14 protein-coding genes and 1 pseudogene are annotated in these 18,260 nt (G+C 60.8%); 4 read left to right on the plus strand and 11 right to left on the minus strand.

The window, feature by feature from the left end; genetic code table 11:
- Nucleotides 1-38: 38 nt before the first annotated feature.
- Both BLU46_RS20960 and BLU46_RS20965 read right to left on the minus strand, forming a co-directional pair.
- Complete coding sequence (locus BLU46_RS20960) at nt 39-2,564, minus strand: PepSY domain-containing protein (RefSeq protein ID WP_093210176.1); 2,526 nt, start codon at nt 2,562-2,564, stop codon at nt 39-41.
- Nucleotides 2,565-2,698: 134 nt separating this feature from the next.
- Nucleotides 2,699-4,986 (minus strand): annotated as a pseudogene (locus tag BLU46_RS20965) (TonB-dependent receptor).
- Between the two features lie 219 nt (nt 4,987-5,205).
- On the opposite strand from BLU46_RS20965, the gene BLU46_RS20970 reads away from it, so the two are divergent.
- Together BLU46_RS20970 and BLU46_RS20975 are read left to right on the plus strand one after the other, a co-directional pair.
- Entirely contained in the window at nt 5,206-5,886 is a 681-nt protein-coding gene (locus BLU46_RS20970; RefSeq protein ID WP_093205101.1) for a Fe2+-dependent dioxygenase, read from the plus strand.
- Between the two features lie 2 nt (nt 5,887-5,888).
- The gene (locus BLU46_RS20975) at nt 5,889-6,689 is read left to right on the plus strand and encodes a tetratricopeptide repeat protein (protein WP_093205104.1); all 801 of its coding nucleotides are present in this window, start codon (nt 5,889-5,891) and stop codon (nt 6,687-6,689) included.
- A 66-nt stretch (nt 6,690-6,755) separates the two neighbouring features.
- Here the strand turns inward: BLU46_RS20975 and BLU46_RS20980 are convergent, their stop codons facing one another.
- The 5 genes from BLU46_RS20980 to BLU46_RS21000 all read right to left on the minus strand — a co-directional run bounded on the left by BLU46_RS20980 (nt 6,756) and on the right by BLU46_RS21000 (nt 11,835).
- Nucleotides 6,756-7,919 carry a type III PLP-dependent enzyme gene (locus BLU46_RS20980; protein WP_003215969.1) on the minus strand — a complete coding sequence of 388 codons (1,164 nt, stop codon included), beginning with the start codon at nt 7,917-7,919 and terminating at the stop codon, nt 6,756-6,758.
- Between the two features lie 448 nt (nt 7,920-8,367).
- Nucleotides 8,368-9,525 (minus strand): osmoprotectant ABC transporter ATP-binding protein OsmV, encoded by a 1,158-nt coding sequence (locus tag BLU46_RS20985; RefSeq protein ID WP_008437274.1) that lies wholly within the window; start codon nt 9,523-9,525, stop codon nt 8,368-8,370.
- A complete protein-coding gene (locus BLU46_RS20990; protein ID WP_003215973.1) occupies nt 9,522-10,175 on the minus strand; it encodes an ABC transporter permease in 654 nt (217 codons plus the stop codon). Before BLU46_RS20990 ends, BLU46_RS20985 begins: the two co-directional genes overlap by 4 nt.
- An 11-nt stretch (nt 10,176-10,186) precedes the next feature.
- A complete protein-coding gene (locus BLU46_RS20995) occupies nt 10,187-11,080 on the minus strand; it encodes a glycine betaine ABC transporter substrate-binding protein (protein WP_003215975.1) in 894 nt (297 codons plus the stop codon).
- Nucleotides 11,081-11,118: 38 nt separating this feature from the next.
- Entirely contained in the window at nt 11,119-11,835 is a 717-nt protein-coding gene (locus BLU46_RS21000) for an ABC transporter permease (protein WP_093205108.1), read from the minus strand.
- A 331-nt stretch (nt 11,836-12,166) separates the two neighbouring features.
- Between BLU46_RS21000 and BLU46_RS21005 the strand changes: the two genes are divergently transcribed.
- Nucleotides 12,167-13,750: a peptide chain release factor 3 gene (locus tag BLU46_RS21005; RefSeq protein WP_017477767.1), complete on the plus strand. Its 1,584-nt coding sequence runs from the start codon at nt 12,167-12,169 to the stop codon at nt 13,748-13,750.
- A 168-nt stretch (nt 13,751-13,918) separates the two neighbouring features.
- Nucleotides 13,919-14,194, plus strand: coding sequence for a hypothetical protein (locus BLU46_RS21010; protein WP_063027094.1), 276 nt, complete (start codon nt 13,919-13,921; stop codon nt 14,192-14,194).
- A gap of 113 nt (nt 14,195-14,307) precedes the next feature.
- On the opposite strand, the gene BLU46_RS21015 is transcribed toward BLU46_RS21010, so the two are convergent.
- Genes BLU46_RS21015 through BLU46_RS21030 form a run of 4 tightly spaced genes read right to left on the minus strand, consistent with a single transcriptional unit; the run spans nt 14,308 to nt 18,190 of the window.
- On the minus strand, nt 14,308-15,279 hold the full coding sequence (locus BLU46_RS21015) for a peptide ABC transporter ATP-binding protein (RefSeq protein WP_003215987.1): 972 nt from the start codon (nt 15,277-15,279) through the stop codon (nt 14,308-14,310).
- Complete coding sequence (locus BLU46_RS21020) at nt 15,279-16,247, minus strand: ABC transporter ATP-binding protein (RefSeq protein ID WP_008437263.1); 969 nt, start codon at nt 16,245-16,247, stop codon at nt 15,279-15,281. Before BLU46_RS21020 ends, BLU46_RS21015 begins: the two co-directional genes overlap by 1 nt.
- Before the next feature lie 10 nt (nt 16,248-16,257).
- A complete protein-coding gene (locus BLU46_RS21025; RefSeq protein ID WP_010175067.1) occupies nt 16,258-17,169 on the minus strand; it encodes an ABC transporter permease subunit in 912 nt (303 codons plus the stop codon).
- 10 nt (nt 17,170-17,179) lie between these two features.
- Entirely contained in the window at nt 17,180-18,190 is a 1,011-nt protein-coding gene (locus tag BLU46_RS21030; protein ID WP_003215992.1) for an ABC transporter permease subunit, read from the minus strand.
- Between the last annotated feature and the right edge of the window lie 70 nt (nt 18,191-18,260).

Raw genomic sequence — 18,260 nt, forward strand, 5'->3', positions numbered from 1 at the left:
GCCAGCTCCCACAGTAGACCTTCATTGTCTGGAGGAAATCAGTACACATCCCGGCGATAGCGGCCCTGCTCGATCAACCGCTCAACCGCCTCACTGCCCAGCACCTCGTGCAGCACCTGATCCACACCCGCCGCCATCCCCTGCAAACTGCCGCAGACGTAAATCGCCGCGCCATCCGCGATCCATTTGCGTAGCACGTCAGCCGACTCACGCAGGCGGTCCTGAACGTAGATTTTCTCTGCCTGATCCCGGGAAAACGCCTGGTCCAGCAATGCCAGGTCACCGCTGGCCAGCCAGCCTTGCAGCTCGTCCTGGCAGTGGTAGTCGTGGGCGATATTGCGTTCGCCAAACAGCAGCCAGTTGCGCTGCTGACCGTCGGCAATTCGCGCCTTGAGCAAACTGCGCAACCCGGCGAGGCCGGTGCCGTTACCCAGCAGAATCATCGGCACGGGCTCGGTCGGCAGATGGAAACCACTGTTGCGCCGCAGTCGCAGGCTGATGGTCGAACCCAACGGTGCGTGTTCGGTCAACCAGCCGGAACCCACGCCCACGCTGCCATCGGGGTGACGTTCCTGGCGCACGATCAGCTCCAGCACGCCGTCGCTGGCAATCGAGGCGATGGAGTATTCGCGCATGTTCAACGGCACCAGTGCATTGACCAGCGCCTGGGCATGCAGGCCCACCAGGTGTGCGCGGTTGTCCGGTAGCTGACGACTGGCCAACGCCTGGTCGAGGGTGTGTGCGAGGCCGTCGATCACCACACCTTCGCTGCCCGCCAGTCCAAGGCCGTCGAGGAAATGTTCGATGGCCCATGGGCAATTACGCGGCAGCACTTCTACCAGGTCACCGGCCAGCCAATCCCGTGGGGCTGGCGGGGTGAGCCCGAGCAAATAGACGCCGGAGCCGCTGCTGTCTGGATTGAGCAAGGTACGATGCTTCAGGGTCCAGTTTTCATAGGTCGCGCTGGCCCATGCTGCCGCGGGTGCATGGCCGGTCAGTTGGCCGAGTTGTTGTTGCCAGTGCAGCAACGCATCGGTGTCGCCGCTGTCGACTTCCACCGGGGCGAACAACGGGTTGCCGCCCTGGTTGGTCAGCCAGAAATGCAGGCGCCGGGCGAAGCCGCAGAAGTGTTGATACTGGCGATCACCCAAGGCCAGCACCGAGTAGTTCAAACCCTTGAGAGAGAGGTCCTGGCCGAGCACACTGCGTTCGAAACCACGGGCGCTGTCCGGTGCTTCGCCGTCGCCGAAGGTGCTGACCACAAACAATGCATTGTTCGCCTGGCGCAAATCTTTCTCCCTGACGCTGCCCAGCGATTGCACCTTCACCGGCAAGCCGGCGGCCTGCAATTGGCCGGCGGTCTGCCAGGCCAGTTGCTCGGCAAAACCGCTCTGGCTGGCAAAGCCGATCAGCCAGGCAGGTGCTTCGCTGTGGTTGTCCGTCAGGCCTTTACGCGCATCGCGCACCTGGCGCTTTTTGCGGCGGCGATCCAGGTACAGCAGCCAGCCGGTGATAAAGAACAGCGGCATGAGCAGCGCGCTGAGGGTCAGGATGATGCGGCCGGCCAGGCCGAAATAGCTGCCGGTGTGCAGCGCATAGATGCTGGTGAGGATCTGTGCCTTGAAGCTTTTGCCGATGTAGGTGTCATGGGATTTGACCTCGCCGTTGGCCGGGTCGAGGTTGATCTGGTTCAGTGCGCGGTCGTGAGGTGAGGTCTTCAGCAAGTAGTAGACGGTGGCGGGTTGCCCGGCGACCGCTGGCATACGGATGTTATAGCTGCTCAAACCGGGCCCGGCGTTGCTGTAGATGCTGCTCCAGATCGCATCGTAATTGGCCACCGGCGCAGGACCTTCCGGCGCCGGACCGCGCTTGCGCACGCGTTCGTTTTGCGGAGCGTCGGACATCAGTTTGGTCAGGCCATTGCTGTACCACTCGTAGGACCAGAACAGCCCGGTCAACGCAGCCAGAAGATAGAACAACAGGCACCAGGTGCCGAACACCGAGTGCAGGTCCCAGTTGAAACTGCGGCCTTTTTTGCGCCAGTCCAGGGTCAGCCACGCACGCCAGCTTGCCACTTGGCGTGGCCAGCGCAGATACAGGCCCGAGAGGCAGAAGAACACCAGGATCAGCGTGCAGGCACCGGTGATTTGCCGGCCGGTGTCGCCGATGGCGAGGAAGCGGTGCAATTGCAGCACGAAGCCGAAGAACTCCTGGCCGACGGCGTCGCCCAGGTAGTCGCCGGTGTACGGGTCGAAGTAGCGCATCTGCCCACGACGTTCACCGGGCGGCGGGGTGAACCAGACCTTGGCGGCGTCGGTGCTGTCGGGTTGCACCGTGAGCATCGACACCGCTTTGCCTTCACGGGCTTCCAGGAGGCGCACCAGTTCAGCCGGCGGCAGTACACCGGCTGGACGCTTTTCCACCGTCAACACCGTCGGGTTCAACGCCTCGATGATTTCATCCTGGAACGACACCGTCGCGCCGGTGATCCCCATCAAGGCCAACACCAGCCCGGCGGTAATGCCGAAGAACCAATGCAACTGGAACAGGGTTTTCTTCAACACGTCGTGCGGCCTCGTCATCAGGTTAGGTGTTTCACGGCGCGCATTATGCCGCGAGTTGTCGAGAAACATTCTTTTTTACACGCAAAAACCCCACGCATCCGATGCGTGGGGTTTTTTCGGTGATTTGTATCGATTTAGAAATGGAAACTGGTGGTCAGCATCGCCGTACGACCCGCTGCCTGGTTGGCGAAGTGTGCCGCATAGGCTTTGTCGTAGTAGGTCTTGTCGGTGAGGTTCTGCACGTTCAACTGCAGGTCGACGTTCTTGGTCAGCTTGTAACTGGCCATGGCGTCGTAGCGGGTGTAGGACGGCACGTAAACGGTGTTGCCCGCATCGCCGTAGACTTCGTCGACATAGAACGCGCCGCCGCCGAGGGTGAGCTTCGGTGTCACGTCATAGGTTGTCCACAGGCTGAAGGTGTTCTTCGGCGTGTTGGGCATCTGGTTGCCTTTGTTTGAGCCGGCGGTCACCACACCCAGGCGGTTGCCGTTTTTGCCCGGGTCAACCAGCTCGCTTTTCAGGTAGCTGTAGCCGGCGAAAACTTGCCATTGTTCGGTGATCTTGCCGCTGGCCGACAACTCTAGGCCGTCGACGCGAGATTCGCCTGCAGTTTCGTAAGTGTTGGAGTCCACTAGGATCCGGGCGTTTTTCTTCTCGGTACGGAACACCGCTGCTGTCAGGGACAGGCGATTGTGGACCAAGTCCCACTTGGTGCCCAGTTCATAGTTGACGGTTTCTTCGGGCTTCAGGTCGCTGGTGTTAATACCTGTAGGGATCGAGTTCGGATCTGCACCTTCACCAACCATACCGCCGGCTGGCGATGCCGAGGTAGCGTAGGAGGCATAGATGCTGCCGTTATCCAGCGGCTTCCAGACCAGGCCCGCCTGCCAATTGAAGAACTGTGGCTGTCGTCCTTGACCTTGCTGCGACCGGTCGCTGCTTTGGTGTTGGCTTCGGTATCAAAAGTGTCGTAGCGCAGGCCGACGTTGAGCAGCCATTTCGGGTCCAGCTCAATGGTGTCGAACACATACGCGGCGCGACTGGTGGCCTTGGTGTTGGTGCCGTTGTAGTTGCGTGCGACGCTGCCGGTCCAGGCATCGTCCGGGTTCGGGTTGCTCAGCGAGGTGCACTGGCCACCCAGGCTACCTTTGGCCACGGTGCAGGTCGGGTTTGAGTTAGGTGTTACGGTGTAGCCGCTGACGCGGGTTTCTTCACCGGTGAACTCCAGGCCAGTGGAGTAGCTGTTCTTGAAGCCCAGGGCTTGGAAGCTACCAAACAGATCAGTCTGGTTGGTGGTGGTTTCAGTGGTGGAAACCCGGGTGTTGGCGCGGCGCCAGACCGTACCGAAGCGGTTGACGTTGCGCTGGCTGTCGTCAGGCTGGGTGAGGACGTAATCCTGCCCGGTGTTGCCATGGCGCAGGGTGTTTTTCAACGTCATGTTGTCGTTCAGGTCGTGTTCGATGGAGACCGTGCTGATATCGGCGCGGGTCTTGCGGAAGTCGCGGCTCTTCAGGCCGTAGAAGTTATTGCTGTCGCCGCCATCGGTGGGTTTGTCATGCACGTGGGTAGTGGTGGTCGGCGAACTATACCCATACGGAATCCCCGAATCCGGCAGGTCGTCGCTTTCCATGTGGTAGTAGCTGAGGTTGACCCGGGTCGGAGTGCCCAGGCCGAAGGTCAGCGACGGCGCCACGCCCCAGCGGTCGTAGTTGACGGCATCACGCCCGGCGACGTTCTGTTCGTGGCTCATCAGGTTCAGGCGAAACGCCGCGCTGTCGAGGAACTGACGGTTGACGTCGAGCACATAGCGGCGGGTCTGGTCGGAGCCGTAGGTGAAGCCACCGTTGGTGAAGTCCCGCGCCTGTGGCGTCTTGCTCACCAAGTTGAGGCTGCCGCCAGCCGAGCCGCGGCCGCCGAATGACGAGTTGGGGCCTTTGCTGACTTCGATGGACTCGATGTCGAAGATCTCGCGGCTCTGGCCGCCCGTGTCACGCACGCCGTCGAGGTAGGTATCGCCCTGGGCGTCGAAGCCGCGAATGAACGGACGGTCGCCCTGCGGGTTGCCGCCTTCACCGGCGCCGAAGGTAATCCCCGGCACGGTGCGCAACGCGTCCTGCAACGAGGTGGCGGCGGTGTCCTTGAGGACTTGCTGCGGCACGACGGTGACCGAGCGCGGGGTGTCTACCAGCGGCGCGGTGTACTTCTGAGAAGAGGCTTTTTCGACCTGGTAGGACGTGCTGTCCTGTTCCTGGCCGGTGATGCTGGTGGCTCCCAGGGAAATGCTGTTGCGCTCGCCTTTCTGCTCGGTGTCTTCAGCGGCTTGCGCCAGTTGGGCCGCAGAGCTGGCGCTGATGGCAACGCCGATGGCCGAGGCCAGCAGACGCGGTGAACTGGCAGGTATTTTTATCGAAGTGCGCGGCATGAAAGTGTCCTTTCCCCAAGGAGGTGAGGCCGCGGAATATAGGGAGAACAAGACTTTATATCAATTGCGATACATTACTATTCGCACTGAATTTACGTTCTTTACACTTTTTGCTTACGGTTTTTACATTCTCGTTCGTCTATTGCGCGGCAGTGGGGTTGTACACAGTCAATAAGAATCACTACCATTGGCGCCTCACTGTTTTCAGGTAATGCCTACATGTTGCTGCACATTCCCGGCCTGTTCTCTCGCGAGGAAGTGCTGCGCATCCGCGAAGCCCTGACGCACACCGAGTGGGCCGACGGCAAAATCACTGCCGGGCATCAATCGGCCAAGGCCAAACACAACCTGCAACTGCCGGAAGGCCACCCACTGGCACAGGAAATCGGCGCGGCGATCCTTGATCGGCTGTGGAAAAATCCGCTGTTCATGTCGGCGGCGTTACCGCACAAGGTCTTCCCTCCGTTGCTCAACTGTTACACCGCCGGTGGCAGTTTCGACTTTCATATCGACAATGCCGTGCGCCAGTCCAAGGGCAGCCACGAGCGGGTGCGCACCGACCTTTCCTCCACGGTATTTTTCAGCGACCCCGATGACTACGACGGCGGCGAGCTGGAAATCCAGGACACCTTCGGCCTGCAGCGGGTGAAGTTGCCGGCGGGCCACATGGTGCTATACCCCGGCTCCAGCCTGCACAAAGTCAACGCCGTGACCCGTGGCGCGCGCTACGCCTCGTTTTTCTGGACCCAAAGCCTGGTGCGCGAAGACAGCCAGCGCACGCTGCTGTTCGAGATGGACGGTGCGATCCAGCAACTGAGTCGGGACGTGCCCGACCACCCGGCGCTGATCCAGCTCACCGGCACCTATCACAATCTGCTGCGCCGCTGGGTTGAGGTCTGACCATGGGCTTTTTATTGCGCCGTGAAGAAGTCCTCAACGTTGAGCAATTGCAGGCTATGCTCGACGATTCCCCGGTGCGCGCCGCCCAGGCGATTTTGATCGCGGCGAAAGAGGGTGTTGTGGATGCCCAGGCGCTGCTCGGGCAAATCCTGCTGGAAGGCCGCGGCATCGAACGCGATGAAGCACTGGCGGTGCGTTGGTTCCGCATCGCCGCCCAAGGCGGGCATTTGATGGCGCGCAATATGCTCGGGCGTTGCCTGGAGCATGGTTGGGGCTGTGGGGCGGATCCCGTGGCGGCAGCGCGGGAATATCGTCTGGCGGCGGAGGCCGGTCTGGATTGGGGGTTGTACAACTACGCCAACCTGTTGGCGACCGGGCGCGGGGTTGCCGAGGATCAAACCCAGGCGCTCGCGTGTTATCGACAGGCGGCGCAATCGGGCCATGCCAAGTCGATGAACCTGCTGGGGCGTTATCTGGAAGAAGGGCAGTACTGCCCGAGGGATCTGGAGGCGGCGGTGGCGTGGTATCGCCGGTCAGCAGAAGGCGGGGATTTTCGCGGGCAGTTCAGTTATGCGGCGGTGTTGGCGGACCGGGGCGAGATAGAAACGGCACTGGAATGGTTGCGCAAGGCCCTGGCGGGCGGGAATTTGAAGTTCTTGCGGGTGGCGCACAAGGCGTTGTGTGCCGCCAATGATCCGCAGATACGGGCGATGGCCGAGATTTATCAAGCGCATGCCATTGAACTTGATCGTTCCCATGCTCTGCGTGGGAATGCCGCCCTGGACGCTCTGCGTCCGCTCTAAGGGCGTGACGCAGAGCGTCACCGGATGCGTTCCCACGCAGAGCGTGGGAACGATCAGGGCGTGCGTTTACAGGTAGAACGATTTCAACGGCGGGAAGCCGTTGAACTCAACAGCGCTGTAGCTGGTGGTGTACGCACCGGTGGACAACCAGTACATCCGGTCGCCAATCGCCAGGTTCAGCGGCAGGCCGTACTTGTAGTTCTCGTACATGATGTCGGCGCTGTCGCAGGTCGGGCCGGCGATGACCACTTCTTCCATCTCGCCTTTCTTCTCGGTCCAGATCGGGAACTTGATGGCTTCGTCCATGGTTTCGATCAGGCCGGAGAATTTGCCCACGTCGGTGTATACCCAACGCTCGACGGCGGTGCGGGATTTACGCGCAACCAGTACCACTTCGCTGACCAGGATGCCGGCGTTGGCGATCAACGAACGGCCCGGCTCCAGGATGATTTCCGGCAGGTCGTCACCGAAATCTTCCTTGAGGAAGCGGATGATTTCCTCGGCGTAGGTTTCCAGGCTGTTGGTGCGGGTGATGTAGTTGGCCGGGAAGCCACCGCCCATGTTGATCAGCTTGAGGTGGATGCCGTCTTCTTCCTTCAGGCGCTCGAAGATCACTTTGACCTTGGCAATCGCCGCGTCCCACACGCTGATGTCACGCTGTTGCGAGCCGACGTGGAAGGAGATGCCGTAAGGCACCAGGCCCAGGTCGCGGGCGAGGATCAGCAGGTCCATGGCCATGTCGGTCTGGCAGCCGAATTTGCGCGACAGAGGCCAGTCAGCCGTGGTCGAGCCTTCGGTGAGAATACGTACATACACTTTCGAACCCGGGGCGGCCTTGGCGATGTTGCGCAGGTCGGCTTCGGAGTCGGTGGAGAACAGGCGCACGCCCTTCTCGTAGAAGTAGCGGATGTCCTTGGATTTCTTGATGGTGTTGCCGTAGCTGATACGGTCAGGGCTGACGCCGCGGTCCATGACCTTGTCCAGCTCGTAGATCGACGCGATGTCGAAGCTCGAACCCTTGTCTTTGAGCAGGTCGATGATCTCGACGGCCGGGTTGGCCTTGACGGCGTAATACACCTTGGCGAATTCGAAACCGGCGCGCAGGTCATCGTAGGCCTGGCTGATCATCGCGGTGTCGATCACCACGAACGGGGTTTCCTGGGTGTCAGCGAACGCCTTCATTTTGTCAAAAGTGGCGCGCGCGAAATAGTCTTCGACCTGGATCGACATGCTGGGAACTCCTACTGGCAAACTAGATTGATCAATGGGTGCAAATGAACGTCCTCCGTATCCCCACTTTGGTTCGCCTACTTCCCAAGGCATGTCGCCGAAAGCAAAAAGGCCATGGGATCAACCGCTTCCCTTGGCCTTGCTGTCTCGTCGTCAGTACTTGAGCCGGATGGATCGTTTCCAGCATGGACGTTCGGCGCGAACTTTAGGACGTGAGGGGCTATAGATCAACTAAAAATGTCGCGTTTTTGCACGCGTTCGTCGTGAGGCCGCGTGCAGTTACTTATGTAACCGACCGGTATGACGGATTGATGTTCCCCGGGAGGGGTAATTCTGAAGGATTTGTGCTGCCTTCATCGCGGGCAAGCCCGGCTCCCACAGGGGAATGCATTCCAACAGATGAATGCAATTCAATGTGGGAGCCGGGCTTGCCCGCGATAGCGGTCTATCAGGCCAGCGCTGTCTCGGCAGGCGACACAATGCTGGTCTTGCCCCCACGGGACTTACCGGAACTCAGGTACTCGGCAATCGACTCCTGGGTCACTTCCCCGAGAAACACCCGCTCCGCATCCATCACCGGCAACCACGAGCGGTTGAACTCGTACATGCGCGACAACAGGATGCGCAAATGCTCGTCGTACGCCGCCGTGGCGTTGAACTCGCGCAGGTATTGGCCGCAGGTACCGGTCTGACGATGCAGGTCGCGACGTCGCACATAACCCAGGGCTTTGTTCTCGGCGTCGGTCACCACCACGTAGCGACGGTCCAGTTCGTCCATCTGCTCCAGGGCGTCCGCCACTGGCGTCTCCGGGCTGACCGACGGCGCGTTATCCGCCGCATCTTCAGCTTTCACCAGCAACAGGCGCTTGAGGGTGCTGTCCTGGCCTACAAAGTTGCTGACGAATTCGTCTGCAGGGTGGGCCAGCAGGGTGTCCGGGTGGTCGATCTGCAGCAGCTTGCCGGCGCGGAAGATCGCGATCTTGTCACCCAGCTTGATGGCTTCGTCGATGTCGTGGCTGACCATGATCACGGTCTTGTTCAGCGCACGCTGCATCTCGAAGAATTCGTTCTGGATCATCTCGCGGTTGATCGGGTCGACCGCGCCGAACGGCTCATCCATCAGCAGCAACGGTGCATCCGCCGCCAGGGCGCGGATCACGCCGATCCGCTGTTGCTGGCCACCGGACAGTTCACGCGGGTAGCGATGCAGGTACTGCTTGGGCTCCAGCTTGATCATACTCATCAATTCGCGGGCGCGGTCGTGGCATTTTTGCTTGTCCCAGCCCAGCAGCTTGGGCACCACCACGATGTTTTCTTCGATGGTCATGTTCGGGAACAGGCCGATCTGCTGGATCACGTAGCCGATGTTGCGACGCAGGGTCACTTCATCCAGGTCGGTGGTGTCTTCGCCGTTGATCAGGATCTTGCCGGAGGTCGGCTTGATCAGGCGGTTGATCATTTTCAGCGTGGTGCTTTTGCCGCAGCCCGATGGGCCGAGGAACACGCAAATTTCGCCTTCGTTGACGGTCAGGCTTACGGAATCAACGGCGGTGATGGTCTTGCCGTTGCTTTGGAAGGTCTTGGTCAGGTTTTGAAGTTCGATCATTTGAGCAGTCCTTTTGGAGTCAGCGTGCGTTGCAGCCATTGCAGAAGCAGGTCGGCGAAGATGGCCAGGAGACTGACCAGTACGGCGCCAACGATCAGCATCGACATGTCGCTGCGGCTGATGGAAGCCAGAATAAGTACACCCAGGCCACCGGCGCCGATGGTGGCGGCGATGGTCATCACACCAATGTTCATCACCACGGCGGTGCGCACACCGGCGAGGATCACCGGCACGGCAATCGGCAGCTCGACCATGCGCAGGCGCTGGCCGAAGGTCATGCCGATGCCTTTGGCGGCTTCGCGGATGCCCGGCTCGACGCCAGTGAGGGCGAGGTAGGTGTTACGCATGATGGGCAGCAGGGAATAGAGAAATACGGCGGTGATCGCCGGCATCGGCCCCAGGCCCTGGCCGAACTTGGAGTAGAACGGCAGCAGCAGGCCGAACAAGGCAATCGACGGCACGGTCAGCAGCACCGTGGCGCTGGCTTGCAGTGGGCCGGCGAGGGTCGGGAAGCGGGTCATCAGCACGCCCAGGGGCACGCCTACGACGATTGCCAGGATCACTGCAATGCCGACCAGGGTGATGTGCTGCCAGGTCAGGTGCAGGACTTGGGCCCAATCAAGATGGGAAAAGGCGTTCAGGAATTCCATGTCTTCTCCTCTTAGTTGATCGGATGCTGGCGCAGAAAATCTGCGGCCACGGCGGACGGGCTTTCATGGTCGACGTCGACCCGCGCGTTCAGCTGGCGCATGGTTTCGTCGTCGAACAGCGCAGCCAACGGCTTGAGATCAGCGGCCAGTTGCGGGTGGGCATCGAGGTAAACCTGACGCACCACCGGCGCGGCGGTGTAGTCCGGGAAGTAATGCTTGTCGTCTTCCAGCAGCTTCAATTTGAAGGCGTTCAGGCGACCGTCGGTGGTGTAAACCAAACCGGCAAACACCTGGCCATTACGCAGCGCGGTGTAGACCAGGCCGGCGTCCATCTGCCGGGTGTTTTTGCGGGTCAGGTTCATGTCGTACAGCTTGACCATGCCGGCCATGCCGTCGGAACGGTTGGCGAACTCGGTGTCCAGGGCCACCAGGCGGTTTTCCTTGGTTTTCTCGGCCAGTGCCGCGGTCAGGTCGCTGATGCTGTTGATCTGCGGGAATTCCTTGGCCACGTTCTCTGGCAGGGCCAGGGCGTAGGTGTTGCTGAATTTCGAAGGGGACAGCCAGACCAGGCCTTTTTTCGCATCGAGTTCTTTCACTCGGGCGTAGGACTGTTCGCTGTCGAGCTTCTCGTCGACATGGTTGTAGGCCACCAGCGACACACCGGTGTATTCCCAGATCAGGTCCAGTTGCCCGCTTTCCTGGGCACTGCGCGCCAGGTTGCTGCCCAGGCCGCCGGTCACACGGGTGTCGTAACCCTTGGTGCGCAGGTACTGAGAAGTGATTTCGGCGAGCAGGGTCTGTTCAGTGAACACCCGGGCGCCGATGCGGATGACCGGTTTTTCAGCGGCTTGCGCAAACCCTGCGAACAGCAGGACGCAGCTCAATATCAATGTCAGTTTTTTCATGTGAATTCCTGTTTCAGGCCTAAGACGGGGCCAAAGCCTTAAGACGGACGCAACCCGCGTTCCAGCCAAAGGCGGCTGGCCATGGTCACCAGACCGTCGAGCAGCAAGGCCAGCAGCGCGGTGCACGCGGCGCCGAGCAGCAGTTGCGGCTGATTGTTCAGGGCGATGCCGGGGAAGATCAGGCTGCCCAGGCTGTTGGCGCCAATCAGGAACGCCAGGGGCGCGGTACCGACGTTGATCGCCAGCGCGACGCGCACACCGCCGATGATGATCGGCACGGCGTTGGGCAGTTCCACGCGAAACAGCACCTGGCGCGGCGTCATGCCGATGCCGACGGCAGCTTCTTTCAGGGAACCTTGAACGTTTTTCAGGCCTTCATAGGTGTTGCGCACGATGGGCAGCAACGAGGCGAGGAACAGCGCGAAGATCGCGGGGCCGCTGCCGATGCCAAGGACACCGAGGGCGATGGCCAGTACGGCCAGGGGAGGGACGGTATTGCCGATGTTGAAGATCTGCATGAAGCGTTCTGCGCGCCCGACCATGTTGGGTCGGCTGAGCAGGATACCGGCGGGAATCCCTACGATCAGGGCGGCCAGCATTGAAACAAGGACGAGGATCAAGTGAGCTTGCAGGTAAAACAACAAATCGTCGCGGTACAGTTCGATCGTGTTGATGCCGATCCAGTGGACCAGCAGGGCCAGGGGAGCGACGACAACCGCTCCTCCTATCAGCCCTTTGCCATAGCGAATAGCCACAGGCGGACTCCTTTTTTCTTTTGTCGGCGAACACATTTCCGAGCGGCAATGCCATTCCTGGCTGTCGGCGAATGTGGTCGCGAATAGCAGCTCGCCCCTACCGGCAACGCGGTATGCGGTCGAGCCATGAGCGCAGCCTCGTCAGGCTAACTTGCTGATTTTTCAGCCCCTGTTACGAGTGCGATAGCAGGGGAGTGGACGTCTCTACCTTTTAAAAGGTTCCATACTTGGCAGCAATTAGCCACCCCCAATGGGGTGAACGGTGGTCTGTAACCCCGGGTTTGCGCTATACTCGCCGCCCTTTTTTGACTCACCTGCCAGGCGATTTCCCATGACCCACCAGGCCGCCGAAGTCGCGAAACGCCGCACTTTCGCCATTATTTCCCACCCCGATGCCGGTAAAACCACCATCACCGAAAAGCTGTTGCTGATGGGCAAGGCAATCGCGGTGGCCGGCACGGTGAAATCCCGTAAATCCGACCGCCATGCCACCTCCGACTGGATGGAAATGGAAAAGCAGCGTGGTATTTCCATTACCACGTCGGTCATGCAGTTCCCGTATCGCGACCACATGATCAACCTGCTCGACACCCCGGGCCATGAAGACTTCTCCGAAGACACCTACCGCACCTTGACCGCGGTTGACTCGGCGCTGATGGTCCTCGACGGCGGTAAAGGCGTTGAGCCACGTACCATCGCGCTGATGGACGTCTGCCGCCTGCGGGACACGCCGATTGTCAGCTTTATCAACAAACTCGACCGTGACATCCGCGACCCGATCGAACTGCTGGACGAAATCGAAGCCGTCCTGAAGATCAAGGCCGCGCCAATCACCTGGCCGATTGGTTGCTACCGCGACTTCAAGGGCGTGTACCACCTGGCCGACGACTACATCATTGTGTACACCGCCGGCCATGGCCACGAACGGACCGATGTGAAAATCATCGAGAAGCTCGACTCCGACGAAGCCCGCGCCCACCTGGGTGACGAGTACGACCGGTTTGTCGATCAACTGGAACTGGTGCAGGGCGCCTGCCACGAGTTCAACCAGCAGGAATTCCTCGACGGCCAGCTGACGCCGGTGTTCTTCGGTACCGCCCTGGGCAACTTCGGTGTCGATCACGTGCTCGACGCCGTGGTCAATTGGGCTCCCAAGCCGCTGGCCCGTGTTGCCAACGAGCGTACCGTTGAACCGGTGGAAGAGAAGTTTGCCGGCTTCGTGTTCAAGATCCAGGCGAACATGGATCCCAAGCACCGCGACCGTATCGCCTTTATGCGCATCTGCTCCGGCAAATACGAAAAAGGCATGAAGATGCGCCACGTGCGCACCGGCAAGGACGTGCGCATCGGCGACGCCCTGACCTTCTTCTCCTCCGAGCGTGAGCAACTGGAAGAAGCGTTTGCCGGCGACATCATCGGCTTGCACAACCACGGCACCATCCAGATCGGCGACACGTTCACCGAAGGCGAGGCGCTGGGCTTCACTGGTATCCCGCACTTCGCCCCGGAACTGTTCCGCCGCGTACGCCTGCGTGACCCGCTGAAATCCAAGCAACTGCGCCAGGGTTTGCAGCAGTTGGCGGAAGAGGGCGCCACTCAGGTGTTCTTCCCGGAGCGCAGCAACGACATCATCCTCGGCGCCGTCGGTGTGCTGCAGTTCGATGTGGTGGCCAGCCGTCTGAAAGAGGAATACAAGGTGGAATGCTCCTACGAGCCGATCACCGTGTACTCCGCGCGCTGGATCGATTGCAGCGATAAGAAGAAGCTGGAAGAGTTCAAGATCAAGGCCGTGGAAAACCTCGCGATCGACGGCGGTGGTCACCTGACCTACCTGGCCCCGACCCGGGTCAACCTGGCGCTGATGGAAGAGCGCTGGCCGGATGTGAAATTCCGCGCGACCCGTGAGCATCACTAAGGGTTAGGGATATAAGAGAGGGCGAAGCTGTGATGGCTTCGCCTTTTTCTTTGGCTGCTATCCGGGTTGTTTCATTGGCGAAAACTTCAGTTCGGGACTAGCTTGAAGCAAGGCGACGGCGGACAGCTGTCGTACGCAATTCAACTCCTGACTGGGCGGAATTCGACCATGAGTATCTTTCAACGTGTGGTGCTGTTGCTCAAAGTGCTGGTGATGTTGTCATTGGGTATGTCTTCCGCGTGGGCCACGACGGCGGTGCAGAGCCATGGCACGGGTTTTGTGGCGGTGAAGACGGTGCAGGCGGGTGGCTTGCAGCTGGCCAAGAGTGAATCCGAGCCCGGTGACGAAAACCAGGGCGGCTCCAAGGACGATGACGATGCCGAGAACCCGGACAATGACGGCGAAGACAGCGACACCTACAACGATGGGGACAGCGATACGTAAGTAACGCGGGCAAAAGAAAGCCCCTCTTGCCGGACAGATGCGCTATCCGACAAGAAGGGCTGTAGAACACTGGAATGCTCTGGACTCACCCTCCAGAGCATTTTTTTTGCACGTCAGACCACAAATTGCTCCGCGTAGTGGCAAGCCACCTGGCGGTTGTCCAGTGGTCGCAGCACCGGTTCATCGGTGCTGCACAGCTGGGTCGCGTACGGGCAGCGCTTGTGGAAGGCGCAGCCAGACGGCGGGTTCAACGGGTTGGGCAGCTCGCCGACGATCTTGATCTTCGGCTTGTTCGGGTCCGGATGAATGGTCGGGGTCGCCGACAGCAGCGCCTGGGTGTACGGGTGCAGCGGGCGTGCGTAGATGTCTTCCTTCGGGCCCACTTCCACCGGGCGGCCGAGGTACATCACCATCACGTCGTCGGCGACGTGTTGCACCACCGCGAGGTTGTGGGAGATGAACACGTAGGCGGTGTTGAATTCCTGCTGCAGGTCCATGAACAGGTTCAGTACCTGGGCCTGGATCGACACGTCCAACGCCGAGGTCGGTTCATCCGCCACCAGCACTTTCGGTTGCAGCATCATTGCCCGGGCCAGTGCGATCCGCTGGCGCTGGCCACCGGAGAACATGTGCGGGTAGCGCTGATAATGCTCCGGGCGCAGGCCTACTTGCTTCATCATCGCCTGGACCTTTTCGCGGCGTTCGGCGGCGGACAGGTTGGTGTTGATCAGCAGCGGCTCGCCCAGTTGGTCACCGACTTTCTGGCGCGGGTTCAGCGAGGCGTACGGGCTCTGGAACACCATCTGCACGTCTTTGCGCAATTGCTTGCGCTGGGCCTTGTCGGCACCGGCCACTTCCTGGCCGGCGATTTTCAGCGAGCCGGAAGACGGCTCTTCAATCAAGGTCAGGGCGCGGGCCAGGGTGGATTTGCCGCAACCGGATTCGCCCACGACCGCGAGGGTCTTGCCGGCTTCCAGCTCGAACGACACACCGTTGAGCGCACGCACCAGGGCGTGGCCCTTGAACAGGCCACGGGACACTTCGTAGTGACGGGTCAGGTCGCGGGCGGTAAGTACGACGGCCATTACGCCACCTCCTGATTCAGCGGGTAGAAGCAGCGGGCAAGGCTGTTGCTTTTCGGGTCAAGGCCCGGGCGTTGGGCGCGGCAGGATTCCTGCACATACGGGCAGCGGGGCGACAGCAGGCAACCCTGCGGGCGGTCATAACGGCCGGGCACGATACCCGGCAGCGTGGCCAGGCGCGTGGCGCCCAGGCTGTGCTCGGGAATCGCCTTGAGCAGCGCTTCGCTGTACGGGTGCGCCGGGATGTCGAACAACTGCGGCACCTGGCCGACTTCCACGGCTTGGCCGGCGTACATCACGCACACGCGCTGGGCGGTTTCGGCCACCACCGCGAGGTCGTGAGTGATCAGCACCAGGCCCATGTTCTGCTCTTTCTGCAAGGCCAGCAGCAGGTCCATGATCTGGGCCTGGATGGTCACGTCGAGTGCGGTGGTCGGTTCATCGGCGATCAGCAGTTTCGGCTCGCCGGCGATGGCCATGGCGATAGCCACACGCTGGCTCATACCACCGGACAACTGGTGCGGGTAGGCATCCATACGGCTGGCAGCGCCCGGGATTTCCACCTTTTCCAGCAGTTCGATGGCACGCTTGCGTGCTTGCTTGCCGGACATTTTCAAGTGCAGACGCAGCACTTCTTCGATCTGGAAACCCACGGTGTAGCTGGGGTTCAGGGCGGTCATCGGGTCCTGGAAGACCATCGCCAGGTCTTTGCCGACGATCTGCCGACGCTGACGGTTGCTCAGCTTGAGCATGTCCTTGCCGTCGAAGTTCAGGGCGTCGGCAGTGACGATGCCGGGGTGCTCGATCAGGCCCATCAGCGCCATCATGGTCACGGATTTACCCGAACCGGACTCGCCAACGATCGCCAGTACTTCGCCTTTGTCGACGGAGATGTCGAGGCCATCGACCACCGGCACGGCGGTCTTGTCGCCGAAGCGGACATTGAGATTCTTGATTTCTAGCAGTGACATGGGAATCTCCTCAGGCGGCATTCTTGAGTTTCGGGTCCAGCGCATCGCGCAGCCCGTCGCCCATCAGGTTGATTGCCAGCACGCTGAGCAAAATGGTCAAGCCAGGCAGGCTCACGACCCACCAGGCGCGTTCGATGTAGTCGCGGGCCGAGGCCAGCATGGTGCCCCACTCAGGGGTTGGCGGTTGTACGCCAAGGCCCAGGAAGCCCAGGGCGGCAGCATCGAGAATCGCCGAGGAGAAACTCAGGGTGGCCTGAACGATCAGCGGCGCCATACAGTTCGGCAGCACGGTGACGAACATCAGGCGCGGCAGGCCGGCGCCAGCAAGGCGGGCGGCGGTCACGTAGTCACGGTTCAGTTCGCCCATCACCGCAGCGCGGGTCAGGCGGACATAGGACGGCAGCGACACGATCGCGATGGCGATCACGGTGTTGATCAGGCCAGGGCCGAGGATCGCCACAATGGCTACAGCCAGCAGCAGCGACGGCAGGGCCAGCATGATGTCCATCAGACGCATGATGGTCGGGCCAAGCAGGCGCGGGAAGAACCCGGCGAACAGACCCAGCAGGATCCCCGGGATCAGCGACATGACTACCGACGACAAGCCGATCAGCAACGACAGGCGCGAACCCTGGATCAGCCGCGACAGCAGATCACGGCCCAGTTCGTCGGTGCCCAGCAGGAACTGGATCTGCCCACCTTCCAGCCAGGCCGGAGGGGTCAGCAGGAAGTCACGGTATTGCTCGCTCGGGTTATGCGGGGCCACCCAAGGGGCGAAGATCGCGCAAAACACCACCAGCAACATGAACAGCAGGCCGGCAACGGCGCCCTTGTTCTTGGAAAAGGCTTGCCAGAATTCTTTGTACGGGGACGGGTACAGCAGGCTTTGATCGACTGCTACCGCGGGAGTAGGTGTGGTCATGGTCATGATCTCAGCGCTGGTGACGGATGCGTGGGTTGGCGAAGCCGTAGAGGATATCCACCACGAAGTTCACCAGAATCACCAGGCAGGCGATTAACAGGATGCCGTTTTGCACCACGGGATAGTCCCGTGCGCCAATGGCTTCGATCAGCCATTTGCCGATGCCGGGCCACGAGAAGATGGTTTCGGTCAGGACGGCGCCGGCCAGCAACGTGCCGACTTGCAGGCCGACCACGGTAAGTACCGGGATCAAGGCGTTACGCAGGCCGTGGACGAACACCACGCGCGCCGGCGACAGGCCTTTGGCCTTGGCGGTGCGGATGTAGTCTTCGCGCAATACTTCAAGCATCGACGAACGGGTCATCCGGGCGATAACGGCCAGCGGGATGGTACCGAGCACGATGGCTGGCAGGATCAGGTGGTGCAGGGCATCCCAGAATGCGTCCGGCTCGTCAGCCAGCAGGGTGTCGATCAGCATGAAGCCGGTGCGCGGCTCGATGTCGTAGAGCAGGTCGATCCGTCCCGACACTGGCGTCCAGCCCAGGCTCACGGAGAAGAACATGATCAGGATCAGGCCCCACCAGAAGATCGGCATCGAATATCCCGCCAGGGAGATGCCCATCACCCCATGGTCGAACAGGGATCCTCGCTTCAAGGCCGCGATCACCCCGGCTAACAGCCCCAGGATGCCGGCGAACAACAGGGCGGCCATGGACAGTTCCAGGGTCGCGGGGAAAAGTGCGGTGAATTCAGTCCACACGCTGGTACGGGTACGCAGGGATTCGCCGAGGTCGCCGTGGGCGAGCTTGCCGACATAATCCAGGTATTGCGCGTAAAGCGGTTTGTTCAGACCAAGGCGTTCCATTGCCTGAGCGTGCATCTCGGGGTCGACTCGTCGTTCGCCCATCATGACTTCGACGGGGTCGCCAGGGATCATGCGAATCAACGCGAACGTCAGCAAGGTGATGCCGAAAAACGTGGGGATCAATAACCCCAATCGGCGGGCAATAAAACTAAACATCTTGTTGTGTACCTCAATCAGCCGGTTAGGCAGGTTCGGCACCGTCAATGTCGACGGTGCCGAGCGTCTC

Source organism: Pseudomonas yamanorum (assembly GCF_900105735.1).
GTDB classification, from domain to species: domain Bacteria; phylum Pseudomonadota; class Gammaproteobacteria; order Pseudomonadales; family Pseudomonadaceae; genus Aquipseudomonas; species Aquipseudomonas yamanorum.

What these genes read in the sequence shown, in the direction of transcription:
- BLU46_RS21020 (WP_008437263.1), bottom strand. Translation starts at nt 16,247, where the DNA reads ATGTCACTGCTAGAAATCAAGAATCTCAATGTCCGCTTCGGCGACAAG.
- BLU46_RS20975 (WP_093205104.1), top strand. Translation starts at nt 5,889, where the DNA reads ATGGGCTTTTTATTGCGCCGTGAAGAAGTCCTCAACGTTGAGCAATTG.
- BLU46_RS21015 (WP_003215987.1), bottom strand. Translation starts at nt 15,279, where the DNA reads ATGGCCGTCGTACTTACCGCCCGCGACCTGACCCGTCACTACGAAGTG.
- BLU46_RS20995 (WP_003215975.1), bottom strand. Translation starts at nt 11,080, where the DNA reads ATGAAAAAACTGACATTGATATTGAGCTGCGTCCTGCTGTTCGCAGGG.
- BLU46_RS21025 (WP_010175067.1), bottom strand. Translation starts at nt 17,169, where the DNA reads ATGACCACACCTACTCCCGCGGTAGCAGTCGATCAAAGCCTGCTGTAC.
- BLU46_RS20985 (WP_008437274.1), bottom strand. Translation starts at nt 9,525, where the DNA reads ATGATCGAACTTCAAAACCTGACCAAGACCTTCCAAAGCAACGGCAAG.
- BLU46_RS21030 (WP_003215992.1), bottom strand. Translation starts at nt 18,190, where the DNA reads ATGTTTAGTTTTATTGCCCGCCGATTGGGGTTATTGATCCCCACGTTT.
- BLU46_RS21005 (WP_017477767.1), top strand. Translation starts at nt 12,167, where the DNA reads ATGACCCACCAGGCCGCCGAAGTCGCGAAACGCCGCACTTTCGCCATT.
- BLU46_RS20990 (WP_003215973.1), bottom strand. Translation starts at nt 10,175, where the DNA reads ATGGAATTCCTGAACGCCTTTTCCCATCTTGATTGGGCCCAAGTCCTG.
- BLU46_RS21010 (WP_063027094.1), top strand. Translation starts at nt 13,919, where the DNA reads ATGAGTATCTTTCAACGTGTGGTGCTGTTGCTCAAAGTGCTGGTGATG.
- BLU46_RS20980 (WP_003215969.1), bottom strand. Translation starts at nt 7,919, where the DNA reads ATGTCGATCCAGGTCGAAGACTATTTCGCGCGCGCCACTTTTGACAAA.
- BLU46_RS20970 (WP_093205101.1), top strand. Translation starts at nt 5,206, where the DNA reads ATGTTGCTGCACATTCCCGGCCTGTTCTCTCGCGAGGAAGTGCTGCGC.